At 61.3% G+C, this 16,586-nt stretch carries 19 protein-coding genes; 12 read left to right on the top strand and 7 right to left on the bottom strand.

The annotated features are described in order from the left end of the window. Positions 1 to 14: 14 nt before the first annotated feature. The 5 genes from ABD884_RS21510 to ABD884_RS21490 form a co-directional block, all read right to left on the bottom strand. On the bottom strand, positions 15 to 536 hold the full coding sequence (locus ABD884_RS21510; RefSeq protein WP_345046057.1) for an SMI1/KNR4 family protein: 522 nt from the start codon (positions 534 to 536) through the stop codon (positions 15 to 17). 602 nt (positions 537 to 1,138) lie between these two features. Further along, positions 1,139 to 1,717: a PIN domain-containing protein gene (locus tag ABD884_RS21505; protein WP_345051621.1), complete on the bottom strand. Its 579-nt coding sequence runs from the start codon at positions 1,715 to 1,717 to the stop codon at positions 1,139 to 1,141. Positions 1,718 to 1,730: 13 nt separating this feature from the next. Continuing rightward, entirely contained in the window at positions 1,731 to 2,255 is a 525-nt protein-coding gene (locus ABD884_RS21500) for a helix-turn-helix domain-containing protein (RefSeq protein WP_345051617.1), read from the bottom strand. 223 nt (positions 2,256 to 2,478) lie between these two features. Next, on the bottom strand, positions 2,479 to 3,012 hold the full coding sequence (locus ABD884_RS21495; RefSeq protein WP_345051612.1) for a recombinase family protein: 534 nt from the start codon (positions 3,010 to 3,012) through the stop codon (positions 2,479 to 2,481). 130 nt (positions 3,013 to 3,142) lie between these two features. Continuing rightward, positions 3,143 to 3,715 (bottom strand): recombinase family protein, encoded by a 573-nt coding sequence (locus ABD884_RS21490; protein ID WP_345051607.1) that lies wholly within the window; start codon positions 3,713 to 3,715, stop codon positions 3,143 to 3,145. Between the two features lie 186 nt (positions 3,716 to 3,901). Between ABD884_RS21490 and ABD884_RS21485 the strand changes: the two genes are divergently transcribed. The 7 genes from ABD884_RS21485 (at position 3,902) to ABD884_RS21455 (ending at position 11,980) form a co-directional block, all read left to right on the top strand. After that, positions 3,902 to 4,357 (top strand): GNAT family N-acetyltransferase, encoded by a 456-nt coding sequence (locus tag ABD884_RS21485; protein ID WP_345051604.1) that lies wholly within the window; start codon positions 3,902 to 3,904, stop codon positions 4,355 to 4,357. 77 nt (positions 4,358 to 4,434) lie between these two features. Beyond that, a complete protein-coding gene (locus ABD884_RS21480) occupies positions 4,435 to 4,839 on the top strand; it encodes a VOC family protein (RefSeq protein WP_345051601.1) in 405 nt (134 codons plus the stop codon). A 125-nt stretch (positions 4,840 to 4,964) separates the two neighbouring features. Beyond that, on the top strand, positions 4,965 to 6,098 hold the full coding sequence (locus ABD884_RS21475; RefSeq protein ID WP_345051595.1) for an SIR2 family protein: 1,134 nt from the start codon (positions 4,965 to 4,967) through the stop codon (positions 6,096 to 6,098). Between the two features lie 316 nt (positions 6,099 to 6,414). Next, on the top strand, positions 6,415 to 8,658 hold the full coding sequence (locus ABD884_RS21470; RefSeq protein ID WP_345051592.1) for an RICIN domain-containing protein: 2,244 nt from the start codon (positions 6,415 to 6,417) through the stop codon (positions 8,656 to 8,658). A gap of 532 nt (positions 8,659 to 9,190) precedes the next feature. Continuing rightward, positions 9,191 to 10,720 carry an IS21 family transposase gene (gene istA, locus ABD884_RS21465; RefSeq protein ID WP_345051589.1) on the top strand — a complete coding sequence of 510 codons (1,530 nt, stop codon included), beginning with the start codon at positions 9,191 to 9,193 and terminating at the stop codon, positions 10,718 to 10,720. Continuing rightward, positions 10,717 to 11,505, top strand: a complete 789-nt coding sequence (istB, locus tag ABD884_RS21460; RefSeq protein ID WP_345051586.1) for an IS21-like element helper ATPase IstB — start codon at positions 10,717 to 10,719, stop codon at positions 11,503 to 11,505. Before istA ends, istB begins: the two co-directional genes overlap by 4 nt. Before the next feature lie 286 nt (positions 11,506 to 11,791). Continuing rightward, complete coding sequence (locus tag ABD884_RS21455) at positions 11,792 to 11,980, top strand: hypothetical protein (RefSeq protein ID WP_345051583.1); 189 nt, start codon at positions 11,792 to 11,794, stop codon at positions 11,978 to 11,980. A gap of 224 nt (positions 11,981 to 12,204) precedes the next feature. Here the strand turns inward: ABD884_RS21455 and ABD884_RS21450 are convergent, their stop codons facing one another. Next, on the bottom strand, positions 12,205 to 13,161 hold the full coding sequence (locus tag ABD884_RS21450) for a hypothetical protein (RefSeq protein WP_345051579.1): 957 nt from the start codon (positions 13,159 to 13,161) through the stop codon (positions 12,205 to 12,207). Positions 13,162 to 13,776: 615 nt separating this feature from the next. After that, on the bottom strand, positions 13,777 to 14,013 hold the full coding sequence (locus ABD884_RS21445) for a hypothetical protein (RefSeq protein WP_345051577.1): 237 nt from the start codon (positions 14,011 to 14,013) through the stop codon (positions 13,777 to 13,779). 238 nt (positions 14,014 to 14,251) lie between these two features. Here ABD884_RS21445 and ABD884_RS21440 point away from each other — a divergent pair, with 238 nt between their 5' ends. The 5 genes from ABD884_RS21440 to ABD884_RS21420 are packed head-to-tail and all read left to right on the top strand — an operon-like array spanning position 14,252 to position 16,578. After that, the gene (locus ABD884_RS21440; protein ID WP_345051573.1) at positions 14,252 to 14,725 is read left to right on the top strand and encodes an Asp23/Gls24 family envelope stress response protein; all 474 of its coding nucleotides are present in this window, start codon (positions 14,252 to 14,254) and stop codon (positions 14,723 to 14,725) included. After that, on the top strand, positions 14,722 to 14,913 hold the full coding sequence (locus tag ABD884_RS21435) for a DUF2273 domain-containing protein (RefSeq protein WP_345051570.1): 192 nt from the start codon (positions 14,722 to 14,724) through the stop codon (positions 14,911 to 14,913). The genes ABD884_RS21440 and ABD884_RS21435 overlap by 4 nt, the downstream gene beginning before the upstream one ends. Then, a complete protein-coding gene (locus tag ABD884_RS21430; RefSeq protein WP_345051567.1) occupies positions 14,910 to 15,293 on the top strand; it encodes a hypothetical protein in 384 nt (127 codons plus the stop codon). The genes ABD884_RS21435 and ABD884_RS21430 overlap by 4 nt, the downstream gene beginning before the upstream one ends. Beyond that, complete coding sequence (locus tag ABD884_RS21425) at positions 15,290 to 15,970, top strand: DUF6286 domain-containing protein (RefSeq protein ID WP_345051564.1); 681 nt, start codon at positions 15,290 to 15,292, stop codon at positions 15,968 to 15,970. The genes ABD884_RS21430 and ABD884_RS21425 overlap by 4 nt, the downstream gene beginning before the upstream one ends. Next, positions 15,967 to 16,578: a hypothetical protein gene (locus tag ABD884_RS21420; RefSeq protein ID WP_345051561.1), complete on the top strand. Its 612-nt coding sequence runs from the start codon at positions 15,967 to 15,969 to the stop codon at positions 16,576 to 16,578. Before ABD884_RS21425 ends, ABD884_RS21420 begins: the two co-directional genes overlap by 4 nt. Positions 16,579 to 16,586 lie beyond the last annotated feature (8 nt).

Below are 16,586 nucleotides of genomic sequence, written 5' to 3'. Positions count from 1 at the left end.
TACTTGATCGTTACCTAGCCTTGAATGGTCTCGTTCCACCAAGGAACAAGCGGGTTTAGTTCCGCGGCCAACGCGGCAAAAGCGATGTCGTCCATTTCGAGGTAGCCGTCAGAGTCGACGAAGAAGGTGCCTCTTTCAAAGGCTGCAGCCATTGTGGTTGCCATTGCCGCGATCGATTCGAACTCGAGAGGATGTTCGTCCTCGTCAATCCGGAAATGCCGAACGGATCCTGGGCAATCACTTGCGAGGTCAACCACGTAAAAGTCGCCCCCTCCGTTTGCAAACAGGGGCAGCCATCCATGACTCCAACGATCATCATTGCGGAAAGCTCGGTAGTTGGCTGTCGCATCTTCAATCGAAAGGAAGTAGAAGCCAGGGAAGACATGAATGTCATCAAGCGACGTCACGGATTGTGTGTTCGTTCCGTTGCGCCACCCGAACAGCGACTCGACCTGGGCATTGGAAGGCAGGGCAACTGAATTGATGCAGTCCCTGACCCGGGACCCAGTTTTACCCGGAAGCAATTTCTCTAACACTGCCTGTCTCCCCAGAGCGTTCAAGCCAAGCTCGATACGACCAAGGACCGCCGCAAGATCACTCATCGCGCCCGCCGGAGCAGATGAGATCCCGGACGGGTGGAACGCGACCTAGGTTCTCAGCGCCGAGGCCGCGTGCAGGATGTGAACTTTGCATGCCGCAAGAGTAGACGGAATCGATCATAAAAGCCCATCAAGGTTCCAGTTCCCCTTAGGCACGTCGACCGAAGCTGAAGAATGCTCCGCCAAGGCACTGAACTTGAACCCTGGTACGCATTGAGATTCTCCAATCTGCGTCAACTGTAGTGAGACAAATCGGGAGAATCTGTCTCACTACAGTTGACGCACCCGCGTAATCTGGACGCTCCGTGCATCACGTTGGATGAGACAGGACAGGGCGGATGCGGTGGCCCACGGCGGTGCCGGCCCGCCGGGGCTTTGCTCTGGCACCGGGGGTCAAATCGGTGACATGATCTGTCTTAAGCTGCGGATCGTGACGGGATGTGGGCTCGCGGTCAATGGGCGAAGAACGGCTGCGGCCAATTGTCCAAAGTGCCTTGGACAATTCGAGTCTGGCTTGTTGGGTCGGGTCTGTCAGGTCGCTAGAGGAGATCCCGAATTAGTGCCGTGGCCGCGTCCATGCCGTACAGCTTGTTCAAGGTATCTAGGATGTCCTCTGGGGAGGACGCTGTACCGTTCCGCCCTGACCGGGTGGACATGGCCATGACGGCATGGAGACCCAGATCTGGCCTCATGGACACCGTGTCAAAGGCAAAGTCCTTCGCACTCACTACCTGGATGCCAGCAGGGATTTTTTCTTCAGGGAAGTCTCGGTAATTTTCGGTTACGATGCTGCCAGCACCGCCCACAACTGCTGCAGCCAACACATGTTCGTCGTCGGGATCAGGCAAACCGTAGGTCCCCTCGAGCCCTTCCCAATTCGTGACGATCGCGTCTCCGAAGCTGGAACGCATCCGGTCGACCAGGTGCAAGGCCTTTTCCCTCGCTTCTTCCACGCTGTCCCCTCGCTCGACACGCTTAATCTCTTCGTTTGCCTCGACCTCCATGAGGATGGACTCGCTAAAGATGAAGCGGTAAGCCCCCTCGAATGCCAGAGATAACAGAAAATCGCGTTGCGTACTGGGCCAGAGGACACAGCTGTCAAGGAGGGCGGTGAACATGACTCCTATGGTGTCATTCCTTGTGCTGTCGGCGGCGCTCCGCCGCCACAGCACGGGCCTTCTTCATCCTGTTGATCGCTGCTTCGGGGTTTACATCGTCAATAGCTCCCAAGGAATCCAAGGCTTCGTATTGCTCCGCCTTTCGGACTTCCTTGAAAGCTAGGACGTCTTCAAGCTTGATGCGCCGGTGAGTACCAGGCTTTTCGAAGGGGATCTTTCCGCTATCGAGGAGGCGAACGAGCGTCGGGCGCGTAACGCCCAACAGCTCTGCCGCCTGCTGAGTGGTCAAAGTCATGGAACTGGGTGTGATGGTAATGGCCAGGCCCTTACGCATTGCTTCCACGGTTTTAACGAGCACTTCATAGATTTCGTGGGGGATCTCAACCTGGTCGCCGGCTTCAGCACCGGAAAGAAAGAACTGAGGGGAAGGTTGCGAGCCGTTCTTCTCGGCATGGGCCTCCATGAAGTTGTAGATCTTTCCAGTGTGAGGCGCCTCTGGTGCGAGGAAGGTTTCCTTGGTCGCTGTACTCGTAGCCATGGTTTGCTCGCTTATCCGTTTTCTGCGAAATTATCGTTTTGTTCGTTTTCAATGATAGTAGTCCCTAAAGCGGAGGGAAGCTAGTCGTCGGGCCAACGAGCCCGGCTTCGAAAACAGGGATGAAACCCGTCTCCTCCTCTACATCTAATCGTCATGTTCTGACGCCGGTAGTGGACGTTCCATAAGCTGTGACAGCAGCAGTGACTTGGCAGGGGAGGGACCCCTACAAGTTGGCTTGGCGCAGATACTGGTAGACCGTCTCCCTGCTGATCCCGTAATCGCGGGCAAGGACGACCTTTGAAATGCCGCTGCCGGCCCGCTGGACCAGCTCGGCCGCGAGCTCCGGAGTCAGGGTCTTCTTCCGTCCTTTGTAGACGCCGCGCTGCTTGGCCAGGGCGATCCCTTCCTTCTGGCGTTCCCTGATGAGGGAACGTTCGAACTCGGCGAAGGCTCCCATGACGGAGAGCATTAGGTTGGCCATGGGGGAGTCCTCGCCGGTGAAAACCAGACTCTCCTTGACGAACTCCACCCGGACGCCTTTGCGGGTGAGTCCTTGGACGAGGGCACGAAGGTCATCGAGGTTGCGCGCGAGCCGGTCCATGCTGTGCACCACCACGGTGTCGCCGTCGCGGGCGAATAGCAACAACTCGGTCAGTTCCGGCCTGGACGTGTCCCGGCCGGATGCCTTGTCCGTGAACACGCGGTCCAGCACTTGGCCTTCGAGCTGGCGCTTCTCGTTCTGGTCCAGCGTGCTCACGCGTACATTAGTTTTGCGGTTTACGCGTGTCTCAAGCACTCCAATACGGGGTCTTGGACCGGCGTGAAATTGAGGTACTAAGGCCGTGCTGAATCGTGGGCGCGGTGTGCCCGGCGTTATCAGGGGAGAGTTACACAGTGGATCCTGCACGCTGGATCGCGCGGTAAACGGTGGAGCGGGCGACGTCGAAGAGTTCGGCGATCTCCGTCGTGGTGTGCTTGCCGCCTCGGTGGAGGCTCACGAGGTGGACTTCCTGTGTTTTGGAGAGCTTGGGCTGCCGACCTCGAAGCTTGCCTTTGGCCTTCGCGACGGCCATGCCTTCGCGGGTCCGGGCTCGGATGAGGTCGGATTCGAACTCGGCGACCATGCCTAGGACGTTGAACGGCAGTTTGCCCACAGGGTCGTGCGGATCGTAGATGCTTCCGCCGACATTCAGAGTTACTCCCTTGCGGGTGAGCTCGTCGGCGATGTCCCTCGCGTCCGGAAGCGAGCGGGCGAGGCGGTCGAGCTTAGTCACCACGAGCGTGTCGCCGGCGCGGCACGCGGCCAGGGTCTTACCCAGTCCGGGGCGGTCGCGCTTGGTGCCGGTGAACCCGTGGTCGACGTAGATCGCTTCGGGGTCCACCCCTGCGGCCAAGAGGGCATTGCGCTGAGTGGTGAGGTCCTGAGAGCTGGTCGAGCAACGAGCGTAGCCGATGAGCATACTTTGGACTGTAGCGTATAAGGCACCTTCACCGGGCATTAATTCGGCAGGGTATACGGGAATCCGGTGAGGGCGGAATCACGCGGATCTGAACGGGGCTCAAGGCAGCCGGGGAGGCGTCCGGTGGAGGACCGGCTTACGGGCGGGAACGAAGGAGCGGCTCGGCTCGCCCAGTACGCTGTGCCTATGCAGATTCGTGAAGCCACCGTGGATGACTTAGGACATGTGACTGCGGTCTGTGATGCCAGCGGCCGAACACACTGGACCAGCGAGATGATCGCCCCCAGGAGCGACCGGGTCGTATTGGTGGCTGTCACACAGGATGAAGTCGTCGGCGTGGCCAAGACGCATCTCCACCCGAATCCCGAAGGCTGTTCTCCTGCCGGCCACTATCTTGGGGGCGTGGTGGTCGCTCCAGGGTTCCGCCGGCGAGGAGTGGGTTTTGCCCTCACCCGGGCGAGATTGGAATGGATCTGGTCTCGGGCTTCGGTCGCTTACTACTTCACTAACGAACACAACACCGCATCCATCAGGATGCACGAGCCTCTCAATTTCCGGCCGGTCGCCCGATTCCCGGAGATTCGCGGAGTGACCGCGGACGACGGTCAGTCAGAGCTCGTTCTCTTCAAAGCGTCCCGATGAGCGATCTTCTAGGGGGACGACGTGACCCACCCTTAGCCGGCGGTTTTCCGGATCTGGATGCATGAAAGACTCTCGATGTGAACGATGATCCCAAAGGCTCCCTGCACCATATTGAACTGTGGGTACCTAACCTCAAGCGAGCCAAGGATGAATGGGGCTGGATCTTGTCCAGCTTGGGATACGAGAATTATCAGAACTGGAGCAACGGGATCAGTTGGCGGCTGGGTCCCACCTACATAGTTGTTGAGGAATCACCGGACTTGAGCAGCCGAGAACATCACCGCACCGCGCCCGGGCTGAATCACCTGGCCTTCAGGGCCGGGAACCGAGAAGATGTTGACGCTCTGGCTAGAGAGAGCGCGCATCACGGCTGGAGCCCCTTGTTCGCGGACAAGTACCCGAACGCCGGCGGCCCCGAACATTACGCCGCATATCTTGTGAATTCCGATGGCTTCGAACTAGAGCTCGTTGCCAAAGTGTAGGAACGCCGTCTCGGTCAGAATGCCCGCTCAGGGATCCCTCACCGGGACACCGCCGGGCCAATGACTAGGTCCGCACTGCGGCGCGCCGACGACCGATTCAGAGGTGCCTCCATAGAGTTTCTTCTATGAAAGTAGTTCTGCTCGGCGCCGGCTTCTCGCGAGCAATCAGTCCAGAAATGCCCCTGATGAAACAGCTCGGACCATTGGTGCTGGAGCGCCTCGATCTCCCCGCCGATACCCTTTCGCCATTTGGTGGTGACGTCGAGGCCTGGCTCGGCCATCTTGGCAGTGACGAACCGTGGCTAGAGGACAGCGACAACCTTCGTTCTCGCGCGCTTTTTGTCGATGGAGTCCAAGCCATCCACGACATCATCGTCGAGGCCCAAAGCAGAACCGAAGAGGAGACGCCGCCGTGGCTGCAGCGGTTGGTAGCGCAGTGGTCGCATGAGAAGGCGACGATTCTGACATTCAACTACGACACACTTCTTGAACGAGCCCTCGCCGAGGTCGTCGGCGCGCGTGGTTTCGGGGACCTGTATCAAATCGCTCTGGAACAACGCCAGCCGGTGGATGCGGCCGTCTACCCCTCGGGTGGCCCCGCACTGCGGGAGAGTCCGGCCCTCTACAAGCTGCATGGTTCCGTCAACTGGCTGCACGGAGGCGAGCGGGCCCCCTCGACGGAGCGGTTTGTCTTGCGCGAAGACCACATCCCGCCATACCTCCACGAGGATCTCTCTCCGTTCGTCGTCCCTCCTGCCAGCAGCAAGAGCCACTACTACGATCGCGCGCCACTACGGGTTCAGTGGAAGCGCGCTGCGGCCGCTCTTCGAGAGGCGACAGCCGTGGATGTCATCGGCTATTCCTTCCCACCCAGTGACTCCGGGACCCGCACATTCCTCGGAACAAACACCGGTGAGTCCGTTCCCTTGACTCTGGTCGATCCTTCGCCGGAGGCTCACAGCCGGCTTAACAACATGTTTCCGAACCGGGGCGAGGCTGCATGGTTCGAGTCTGTCGAAGATTTCGTCGAGGCCACCTGCGGAGACCTGGTCATTGCCTGGCGGGAAAACCGAGGTGAACACCCTGGTCTCCACATGGAAGTGAACGGGATACGGTCTATGGAGCCGCGCCAAGGGGATTCTGATCCTTCCCTTCGCGACCGACTGCGCGAAGACTATCCTGGCGCCGGGGAGCCGATTGAAGTGACTCTTCCCAACGGCACGCAGGCATGGCGGCTGTTGAGCCCGGCAAAGTCCTGACTGACGCATGAATCACTAGACCGCGCTGACCTTCTCAGGCCAGACGCACGTATGGGGATCCTTCACCGGGACAGGATCTGACAGTGGCCCATGAATGCGTACCCTCATTGCATGGGTGAGTTCATTCGCTATCAAAGTGCCGTCCCCTACCCGTGGCGGGCGATTTCCGGCTTCAACTCAAGTGATTGAAAGTGATTGAAATTAACCATAATAAATCACTTGTGATTAATACTTAGTCAAAATATAGTGTTATCCATATCACTTGTTGGCTGTTCCGTGGGGGGCGGATGAGGCGGCCTCATACCTAGGAGACGAAATGGCCCTCAGGAAGAGTTTTATGGTGGCGGTGGTTCCTCTGGCAGTTGCTGCGCTTGCCGGCATCGCGGCCCCTTCAGGCGCGGCGGTTCCGCAGGCGGTCCCTGCCGGTACGACATTCAACGTATCGGTGGGTGCACCGGCGGCCGGTCCTTCGGCAACGGATACGCCGGCGTTTCCGTTCATTGATAAGGACGGCACCTACTATCATCAGCAGTCCATTGCGCAGTATGGCGCCACGGAGCAGCGTCACTGGGATTTTTACACCGGAACGACAATGGACGATGCTACGAAGTCCACTGCTCTCAGTGGCTATGTCAATCCGTCCAATAGTCAGGACACGAACAAAGACACGACGTGGCGCTGCAACAACAGCCCTACCGGGCTCACTGCGAGCAGCGATCCGTCCGGGACATACTCGCAAAAGAACTTCTGTGATCTGGCCGGTGTCTGGATCGACCCCGATACCGGGGACTGGTACGGCCTGGTACACAACGAGTTCACCGGCAGCCCCTTCGGCGACGGAGTCCATTATGACGCCATCGACCGTGCGGTCTCCAAAGACCAAGGCAAAACGTGGTCAATCGCTGACCACGTCATCACCTCGCCATTCAGCACCACAAGGAACGACGCCTCCGCGTTCCCGAACCAGACCTACTACTACGGAGACGGGGATCAGCGCCTCCTCGTTGACCACGCGTCCGGTTATTTCTACGTGTACTACGGTTCTCGGGTCATCAACAAGACGGGAGGATGGGATTCATTCCAGAGTCACGTGGCACGGGCCCCGATCTCTTCGAAGATGTCCCCGAATTCCTGGCAGAAATGGTACAACGGTGCCTGGACCGAACCGGGTGCGGGCGGCAAAGAAAGCAGCTTGGTACCGGTAACGGGCGCTGGTCAGACCGGCTACGCATCGGCTGCGACCGAGTACAACCCGGCAAACACCGGCACCACTCAGCAGCAGATCACGGCAGGGACGCTCCAACCGACTTCTCCCCTGTACGTGATGGATGTGGCCTACAATGCCTACCTCGGGCTGTACATCGGACAGCCACAAGCGGTGGACCAGAGCGGGAATGCCCCGCAGCAGTACTACGCGACAGACGACCTGACCAAGCAGCAGTGGACCCTCATCGGCGACACCGGCGCCTATCACACCAAGTCGTGGTACCGCTGGTTCCTCGACTCAGCGAACAAAACCAGCAACCAAATCATCGGCAAGGACTTCCGCAGCTACTGCTATTTCTGCAACTTGGACGCACAACCACAACGTGGAAGCGAATACGTGCCAGTGACGATTACATCGTCAGCCGCTCCTGCGGCTCCTGTCGACGTGACCAAGCTCTACACCATCACAAACGGCGACGGCCGCCTGCTCGCCCAAACAACCGGCGGATCGGCAACAACGTCACTTGCGTCCGGGACAACCGGGCAGACCAGCTGGCAGTTCGGCGCCGTCGGTGACGGTTCCTACACCATCACGAACAATGCGAGCGGTTCGCGGCTGGGTGTTGGAACCTCATCAACGTCGAACCGGGCATGGGGCACGAAACCAACGGTGACGGCCGCTGCTACGGGAGCTGGCGCAGTGGGTCAGCAATGGTGGGTCATCAAAGGAACCTCGGCGACCGACAACGCCCCGACCGGCACCGTAAAGCTCGTCAACCGCTACAGCGGCCTCGAGCTTGACCTCTCCTCGACGTCCACGAGACTCGCCGAAACGACAGCCCTCCGCACCTGGACGGACACCTCGGGCAACACGGTCGGCGGCGGCCGCACCGCTGCCGAACAAGCGCTGTCACTTACCGTGGTAGGTACGAGCTCCAGCACCGATCTCACAGGAACCCGCACGCTGAAAACCGGCTCCAACAACCTCGACGTGCCGAACCACAGCACGGTGGCAGGAACCCAGCTCGCTACCTGGTCAACCACGGGTGGAAACAACCAGGCGTTCACCTTCACCCGTCAGTCCGACGGCACCTACGAGATCAAGGGCGTCGAATCCGGCTTGTGCCTCGACGTCGACGGTAATTCGAGTGCTGCCGGGGCGAAGATCATCCAATGGACGTGCACGGGCGGAACCAACCAGCGATGGACACTCACGAAGGTCTCCACGGGTTCATACACTGTGGCGTCCGCGCAGTCAGGGCTCCTCCTCACCGCAGCATCATCCACCGTTGGGGCGCTGATCACCCAGCAAACGTCGACCGGGTCGCCCTTGCAGCAGTGGGCCATCGGATAGGGCTCAGCAACCGGGTGACGCTAACACCCTCGCGATCCAGTACCCTGCCCCACAGAGCAGGCGCGACCCAATCCATCTCCCACCCAAAAGTGAAAGCCCCTTCGTTTCACTTTCGTTGAATCCGCAATAGCGCTTCGCGGGAGATGGCACATCAGCCATCTCCCGCGAGTGTTTCTGAAACAAAAAAGGGGTGCCTGCCAAGGCACTCAACGGAATCGGCGCCTCGGCTACGGTGTGACATCCGGGGGAGAATCTCCCGGGCCGCTGTTCCGCGAGGACGAATACGCGGTACTGGAACTGGAGAATTGCGGCACTGACTTGGGACCGCGCAGCGCACCTGTTAGCGGCCATGAAAAACTGCCCGTAGGCGGCCACGAAAATGCCCACTGACGGCCAGTAAAACTGCCCACCGGTGGCCATGAGATCTGCCCACTTCCTTACTGAACCTGCCGCGTCTTAAGCGGCGGGGGCCTCTCCCCGGGATTTGATGACGGTGTCTAGACGCACCAAGTCACTCAGGAAGAGGCCCTGTATGAAGCATGACGGAGAAATCATGGAAATTCTTGCTGCCTACGATCTGACCGGATCGCTACGGGCAACGGCGGAGCTCACTGGATGCTCGCACCACACTGTTGCCAGACATGTCGCGGCGCGGGACGCCGGCCGGCCAATCGCCGAACCGGCGCCTCGGCCCCGGGTCACCGATGCGTACCTGCCCAAAATTGAGGAATGGATCGAGGCGTCCAAGGGTCGGATCCGCGCCGACAAAGCCCACGAGAAGCTCCTCGCCCTGGGCTATGCGGGGTCGGAGCGGTCCACCCGCCGTGCGATCGCGCAGGTCAAAGCCGCATGGCGGCTGGGCCACACCCGCGTTCACCGGCCATGGATCACAGAGCCAGGGATGTGGCTGCAGTATGACTTCGGCGACGGGCCACGCGTCGGCGGGGTGAAGACCATCCTGTTCGTGGCCTGGCTGGCGTTCTCCCGGTTCCGGATCGTGATCCCGTTGCGGGACAGGACCGCGCCGAGCGTGTTCGCCGCCCTGGACCGCTGCTTCCGCATCCTGGGCGGGGCACCGACCTATGTTCTGACGGACAACGAGAAAACCGTCATCACCGCCCATGTCGCCGGGGTCCCGGTGCGGAACCAGCAGACCCTGGACTTCGCCCGGCACTACGGCATCACCGTGCTGACCTGCCAGCCCGCGGACCCTGCCACGAAGGGTGGAGTCGAAGCGTCCGTGAAACTGGCCAAGGCCGACCTCGTGCCGAAGGACACTAACCTCCGGCCTGAGTACGGTTCTTTCGCCGAGCTCGAGGCCGCCTGCCAGGCGTTCATGGACGAAGTAAACAACCGTGAGCACCGCACCACTCGGCGTAAACCGGCCGCGGTGCTCGCAGAGGAGGCATCCCGCCTGCACCGGATCCCGGAGACCGCGCACACGGTCGCGTTCGGACTGGCCCGCACCGTTCCGGAGAACACCCCGATGGTCACCTTCGAAAACGCCCAGTACTCCGTGCCCGCGCACCTGCTCGGAGCCCGGGTGTTCGTCCGCTGCCACGGCACCGGACCCGACGAACAGATCATCATCGTCCACCACGGCCCGTCCGGTCCGATCGAGGCCGCACGCCACGGCCGAGCCAGGCCCGGCAGCCCCGCGATCATCGATGAGCACTTCCCCGGGACCAGGACCAGAATCCCGGGCGACTATGCCGTGATGGCCCGCAACGCCGGCGAGGCCGAGTTCCTGGCCATCGGTGAGGGCGCCAGGACCTGGCTTCTGGAGGCCGCGGCGGCCGGCACTGCCAGGATGAACGTGAAGATGGCCGAGGCCGTGACCCTGGCCAAAATCGCCGGGACCGCTGAAGTTGATAAAGCCCTGGGCAACGCAGCAGTCCACGGCCGATTCGCCCACCCGGACCTCGCCTCGATACTGAACGCCAATATCCAACGCACCACCGCCCACTCCGCGGACGAGACCCGGTCCCTGACCCAGGGCACCGGCGCCTGGGCAGCTATGGGCGCCGGACCGTTCGCTACGCCGAAGGAGCAGAACCGATGAGCCCGGTCACCACCACGAACACCACCGCCCCGGCACTGCCGGCAGACCTCGAAGCGCTCATGCGCCAGCTGAAGATGCCCCACGCCCGGGCCCTCGCCCCGGAACTCATCGCGACCGCACGGGCCCAGCGCTGGGAACCGGCCGAGGTCATCAAGGCCCTGTTCACCGAAGAAACAGCCGGCCGGGCCCGGTCCATGCTCGCCACCCGCCGCAAAGCAGCAGGCTTCCCCACAGGCAAGACCTTCGACGCCTGGGACCCCGGAGCCTCCTCGATCCCGGCCCCGACCCAGCGGGCACTGCGGACGCTGGAATGGATCACCCGGCGGGAAAACCTCGTCGTCTGCGGACCCTCCGGGACCGGGAAAACGTTCTTCCTCGAAGCCCTCGGCCAACAGGCCGTCGAAGCCGGGATGCGCGTGGCGTGGTTCCGGCTCGAGGACCTCGGCGCCCTGATCCGGGCCCACCGCACCGATGACAGCGTCACCCGCGCGGTCGCCAGAATCCTCCGCGCCGAACTCGTGGTGATCGATGACATCGGCCTGTTACCCGTGGCCACCGACGCCGCCGAAGGCCTCTACCGGGTCGTGGACGCCGCCTACGAAAAACGCTCCGTCGCGATCAGCTCGAACCTGCACCCGGCCGGCTTCGACGAGCTCATGCCCAAAACCCTCGCCACGGCCACCGTGGACCGGCTCCTGCACCACGCCCACGTCTGCCAAACCAGCGGCGACTCCATCCGCCTCACCCAGGCCCTCGCCGGAAAAGGAGTCACCCAACTGAACTAACACGACCCGAAGATGGCCGATCCCGCCGAACCATGCAGTGGGCAGATCTATTGGCCATCACCGGGCAGTTTTGCTGGCCACCAGCGGGCACATTCACTGGCCGTCGGTGGGCAGAAACTGATGGCCATTGACACGCACCGAAGTAGTCAACGCCAAGGTCCAATTCCAAACACTTTCCTAACCGTTGTCATCAGCCCACAATCGTTGTCGCTCGGGCATCCCAGGCGACGGGCTGGAACTAAAGAAAGAGAGAAGGAGCCTCACCTTGTTCACCAACAGGTCAGTGATGACAGTCCAGATTAAGGACGCTGCGTCCAGGGATCAACAGCTGGAGCAGGCCACTTCACACATGCGCGAAAGAGCTGCAACTGCGGAATGTGGCATTCTCGTAACCAGGATTAATCACGCTACCTTCGAAATCTCCCTCAGCGCCGGTGTCGGATACGGCCTGACAGAAGAAGCTGATTTGCTCTGAATCGGACAAGGCCGAAGCATGCCGCTCTCTCGGCAAAGAGTGTCCTGGTTCTAAGGAGACGAGACGCTTATCAGAAAGCCGGACGGGTCTAAGGCCAGCCTGGCTCGCATATGCCGTGCATTGAGGCGGGTGAGAGCGCTCCTGGCGTCAGGGAATGTGGTCGGCAGGCAGTATCGCCTCCAGGGGTCCCGGTATTTTCCGTGTCTACAAGGACGCCAACACTCTCAGCGTTCCCTATTCGTGCATGATGGCCGACCAGCGAGCGGGCAGTCGCGCGGGATGATGCGAGCCTCGGCATCCCGGTAATGGAGGCGCCGGAGTGGGGAGGATGGGTCGTCCGCCTTTGGGAACGTCGTCCCGAATTTCGCCCAGTGGCCGCCGCAGACGTGAAGTCCCTCTACGGCATCGCGGTTCCCGTACCGGTATAAGAGCCAAACGTGAATGTCGGCCAGTGGCGGGTTCAATTGCGGCACCATGAGCTCGCGCGAATTCGACGGGGGCACATAGCGGCTGAACTCTGCTGTCTGATTCCCTGGCGGACCAAACGGGTACATCACCAAGTGCTTGCTCGAGTACCCGTTCAACTTCTTGGCCAGCGCCTGCACTCCGCCATGCTGCTCCTTGTCGACGATGTGCAGCGATTGCCGAATCAACTCCCATGGATCATCAGGTGAGGGTTCGTGCACGATCGACCACTCGATCTGATGAGACTCAATGTCCGAATGCTGACAGCGTTGAACGCACAGCACGTTGACCCCGTCGTCGTAAGCCCGAAGGCCGAGGATCGGGTCGGGATCGACGCCAGGGCGCAGCTGCCGTTCGTCGGGCGATGACCAGTGACACTTACATCCTGGCTTCGCAGTCCACCACAGGACATCTGCCTTGATTTTGTGGCGCACGGCTTTGGTGGCGCCTCCCACGATCGTGTACGGCACCATCACCAATACGCAGTGGGGCAGTGCCGCATCCGGCATTGAGTCTAGGCGTTGTTGTGCCTCACGGACGGCAGGCGGAGTGGTCGTGATCACTTCCGCCACGTGGTTCCCGTCCAGTGATAGAAGGTCGGGCATGCTCGGTTTGGATCCGTCGTCGTGGTGTTGGAATTCCACTCCGAGTTCGCCTTCGAGCACAATTCTCGCGTGCTCTTCTTCTGCCCTAGACGCCACCTTCCGCCCTCCCATGTGAACTTCCGACGATCTCTCACTCAGGCTTCACCCGGCAAGCGAAGCATATCCGCCATGCTACCGAGCCGAGCGTTGAGATGCCCGGCAGCCGATCCCCTAACGGGCGGCGTGCCACATAGCGCTGCGGTTCACAATGAGACACACATCTGCTGGACACGTCTCATGCCGAACTATCTCGCATATCCGATCCGTTGTCCGGCCACTGCTGCCTCCAACTCTCGTCCTGTCAGGTTGAGTCCTAGGCCTGTCCCAGAAGAAAGTCAAGACGTAACACCCGTTTCCGTCAGTTTGGGGTGTATCCCAACTGGACCTGCTGGGAATGGCCGCAGGTCGTGCAAACGGCTTGCTGGAACCCAGAGGAACGGCAGTCCGAAGGCTCGAGTGAACCTAAGCGGGACGGGCGCGTGCAAGGGAAAAGTCTCGCCAGTTCAACAACTGTGCTTGAAATCCGCCGACCTGATCGTCCCACCCGGCCTTACCTCCCTGCGTAAGGCCATCAAGTCGGCGCTGGATTCGTCACCCAGTTGCCCAGCTACCCAGAAGCCCTGGCCACCTGCCCCCGGATAGGTCATGTCGCCCATGAGGTGAACAGCAATGAGATAGGTACCGACCTCAACAGAACAGCGACTTGCCGGTCGCTGTTGGGAAGCGAACACCATGAGCGTTGAACGGGGGAAAGACACCTACATTGAGCATATATAGGTTCGCGAAAACGATGCCCAGGATCAGGACGGCTACGGCTACCGGCCACTTCCGGCGGAAGGTCGGGATGGGCGAGGCCGCCGTGGGGGGCGTGACGAGGGCTGCCCGATCGCCAGACCAGTCCAGGGCCGGGGGTGTAGTCGGCATAGATTCTCCACATTCGTCTTTCGGCCAGAAGCTTCCACTACTTAATAGCCGGGACCGCGACACGAATGACGCTACAATCCCGAACAATCCGTGCCTGCGCGGATTTGGGAATTTCGGCTGACCCGCGGCAACCAGCAATCCCGCCCCCGAATTGCCGTCTTGTTCTTTGTATTCCCCTTTGTCTCCGCCTTCTCATAGGCAAGCGCTAGGGTGGTACTGACAATAAGGGGAGGGCTACATGGAACAGCAGGAAAGCTATACCGCACCTGAACCGGAGGCCGTTGGCGCTCCGGTGTCCGAAGACAGGCAAACGGTGGCAGGTAGCGGCCGCACAGTGATCTCGGATTCCGCTGTCGCCAAGGTTGCCGGCATCGCCGCGCGCGCAGTCCCGGGCGTCTACTCGCTCGGCTCGGCCCCTTCACGCGCGCTCGGAGCCATCCGCGACGCTGTCGGCAGCCAAGACCATGCTGCGGGCGTCCGCGCCGAGGTCGGCGAAACCCAAGTAGCCGTGGACATCAACCTTGTGGCCGTCTATGGATACCCTCTGCATGATGTCGCCAACCAGGTCCGCGCGGCGGTTTACCATGCGGTGGAATCGTTGGTGGGCCTGGAGGTCATCGAGGTCAATGTCGAGATCAACGACGTCTACGTTGCCCCACCCGTCAAAGCCGGAACAAAGGGCGCATTATCGGAAAGGGAGCCACTCCAGTGAACATGACCGTTGTCGGAATCGGGATCGGCGCCTTCGTGGCGTTCATGGCCTTCCAATTCGGGCTATGGGGCTTTGTTATTGCCCTTCTCTTCATGGGAATCGGTGCACTCCTGGGCCGCGCCGTAGACGGAAAGCTTGATCTGCGAAGCGTGCTGGACGCCCTCACCGGCCGCCGCTCGTCGTCATGAGCTCCGCGGCTGAGGCGGTGCAGCCCGCCATGACGATGGCTGGCCACAACCGGATCAGCACCCAGGCACTTACCACTTTGGCGCAAGCGGCCGCTGCCGAGGCGCTCGGTGTCCCGGCGCACGATGTGCGAGCCGAATGGTCGGACGACGGCGGACTCCTGGCACTCTCGATTGCCGCCCCGATCCGTGTGCCCTCGCTGATGGAAGTCCGCAGGGATCCCCTCCGAATAGCGGCATTCGGTGGAACGGTATGGGACCGGGCCATCGTTGCCAAAACGGTCATCCTTGAACGTGTCACCCAGCTCAGTGGTTCCACCCTGAGTCGCGTGGATATCCGGATCAGCGGCGCATACATCAGTGAAGGAGTTCGGGTCCAATGAGCCACGCCCAGGCCCCGCACGCACGAAACAACCACGCGCACGTAAGCGACGGGCACCCAAGCGCCACCCAGACGCCGGGGAACACCGACGGCGGCGCACCGATCGACGCCGAACTCCAGCGCATCCTCAAGCGTGAGACCAGGTCTTCACGTGCGGGAATGGCCGGACTAGCCGCGGCCCTGGTGATCGTGGCCTGCGTTTACGCGCTCCTCGAATCCGCCCTGCGCGCTCTTGGCCAACCACCATGGCTCATTGACCCGCAAGCTGCTGCTGAACGCCTGACTGTCCTGCCGGAAGGTACCTCGCCGCTGCTGCTCGGCGCCCTCGGTGGCGTGATAGCCATGGTGGGTCTGATCTTCTTCCTGAACGCGGTCCTCCCCGGGAGGAAGTCCCGGCATTTGCTCCCCGATCCCCGGGCCGGAGTGGTGGTGGACGATGAGGTCATTGCTTCGGCCCTTGCCCGGGCAGCCCGGACGGCCGGGAACGTCACCCAGGAGCAAGTCATGGTGGTGGTTTCGCAGCGCCAAGTGGTGGTGAACGTCCGGCCCACCTCGGGCGTGCCCTTGAACGAGGGACGGATCCTGGCCGCCGTCGAGAATGAGCTTCAGGAGATGGGGCCTTCGCCCATGCCAGCGGTCCGAGTCCACGTGGCCACGTCCGGGGTGATCGGCGCATGAACGGGACCCCGCACATCCTTAACCGGATCCTGATCGGAATCCTTGGGCTCAAGTTGCTGGCCATCGGCATTCTCCTGGTGCTGCTCGCCACGGTTCCCGCAGTGGGAACGTGGTGGCGAGGGTGGTCCTCCGGGCTCTGGGAACACCTCAAGTTCATCTCGGAACAGACCCGGATTCCCGGCCGTGGGGAAAGCTGGCTCTGGGTGGCGGCAGCAGTGGCGCTTGTGGTGCTGATTGTGCTCATGGTGGCTTGGGTATCCCAGCAGGGCAAAGGGCGCGCCAACGTGATCGTGTCCGAGTACGACGACGCCAGAACCCCGGGCGACGTCAACATCGGCGGGAGCCTTGCTGAGCAGGCGCTCAAGGCGGCTCTTGCGGAACGTCCGGATCTTGCGGGCGCAACCGTGGTCACCTATGAAGTCAGGGGCCGTCCGGGACTCAGGATCAGGGTCCAGCCCCGTCTCGGCGCCTCACCGCATGCATTGGCCGTGGACATCTCCCGTTTGGTGGAGGCGCTGGATGTGGTGGTGGGACGCAAGATCCCGGTGTTGATTCATATCGGGGCTGGCGCGCGGGCCCGGTTCAGCAGAGCCGAGCGTGTTCGTTGAACTGACAC

It is taken from the genome of Arthrobacter methylotrophus, from assembly GCF_039539965.1.
GTDB classification, from domain to species: Bacteria; Actinomycetota; Actinomycetes; order Actinomycetales; family Micrococcaceae; genus Arthrobacter; species Arthrobacter methylotrophus.
This window is presented reverse-complemented; position numbering and strand designations above follow the sequence as displayed.

Bases quoted from the DNA above. Each gene is read 5' to 3' on its own strand.
- istA (WP_345051589.1), top strand. From the start codon at position 9,191: ATGAAGCATGACGGAGAAATCATGGAAATTCTTGCTGCCTACGATCTG.
- ABD884_RS21490 (WP_345051607.1), bottom strand. From the start codon at position 3,715: ATGCTCATCGGCTACGCTCGTTGCTCGACCAGCTCTCAGGACCTCACC.
- ABD884_RS21500 (WP_345051617.1), bottom strand. From the start codon at position 2,255: ATGGCTACGAGTACAGCGACCAAGGAAACCTTCCTCGCACCAGAGGCG.
- ABD884_RS21450 (WP_345051579.1), bottom strand. From the start codon at position 13,161: ATGGGAGGGCGGAAGGTGGCGTCTAGGGCAGAAGAAGAGCACGCGAGA.
- ABD884_RS21430 (WP_345051567.1), top strand. From the start codon at position 14,910: ATGAGCTCCGCGGCTGAGGCGGTGCAGCCCGCCATGACGATGGCTGGC.
- ABD884_RS21455 (WP_345051583.1), top strand. From the start codon at position 11,792: ATGACAGTCCAGATTAAGGACGCTGCGTCCAGGGATCAACAGCTGGAG.
- ABD884_RS21445 (WP_345051577.1), bottom strand. From the start codon at position 14,013: ATGCCGACTACACCCCCGGCCCTGGACTGGTCTGGCGATCGGGCAGCC.
- ABD884_RS21425 (WP_345051564.1), top strand. From the start codon at position 15,290: ATGAGCCACGCCCAGGCCCCGCACGCACGAAACAACCACGCGCACGTA.
- ABD884_RS21485 (WP_345051604.1), top strand. From the start codon at position 3,902: ATGCAGATTCGTGAAGCCACCGTGGATGACTTAGGACATGTGACTGCG.
- ABD884_RS21440 (WP_345051573.1), top strand. From the start codon at position 14,252: ATGGAACAGCAGGAAAGCTATACCGCACCTGAACCGGAGGCCGTTGGC.
- ABD884_RS21505 (WP_345051621.1), bottom strand. From the start codon at position 1,717: ATGTTCACCGCCCTCCTTGACAGCTGTGTCCTCTGGCCCAGTACGCAA.
- istB (WP_345051586.1), top strand. From the start codon at position 10,717: ATGAGCCCGGTCACCACCACGAACACCACCGCCCCGGCACTGCCGGCA.
- ABD884_RS21475 (WP_345051595.1), top strand. From the start codon at position 4,965: ATGAAAGTAGTTCTGCTCGGCGCCGGCTTCTCGCGAGCAATCAGTCCA.
- ABD884_RS21470 (WP_345051592.1), top strand. From the start codon at position 6,415: ATGGCCCTCAGGAAGAGTTTTATGGTGGCGGTGGTTCCTCTGGCAGTT.
- ABD884_RS21420 (WP_345051561.1), top strand. From the start codon at position 15,967: ATGAACGGGACCCCGCACATCCTTAACCGGATCCTGATCGGAATCCTT.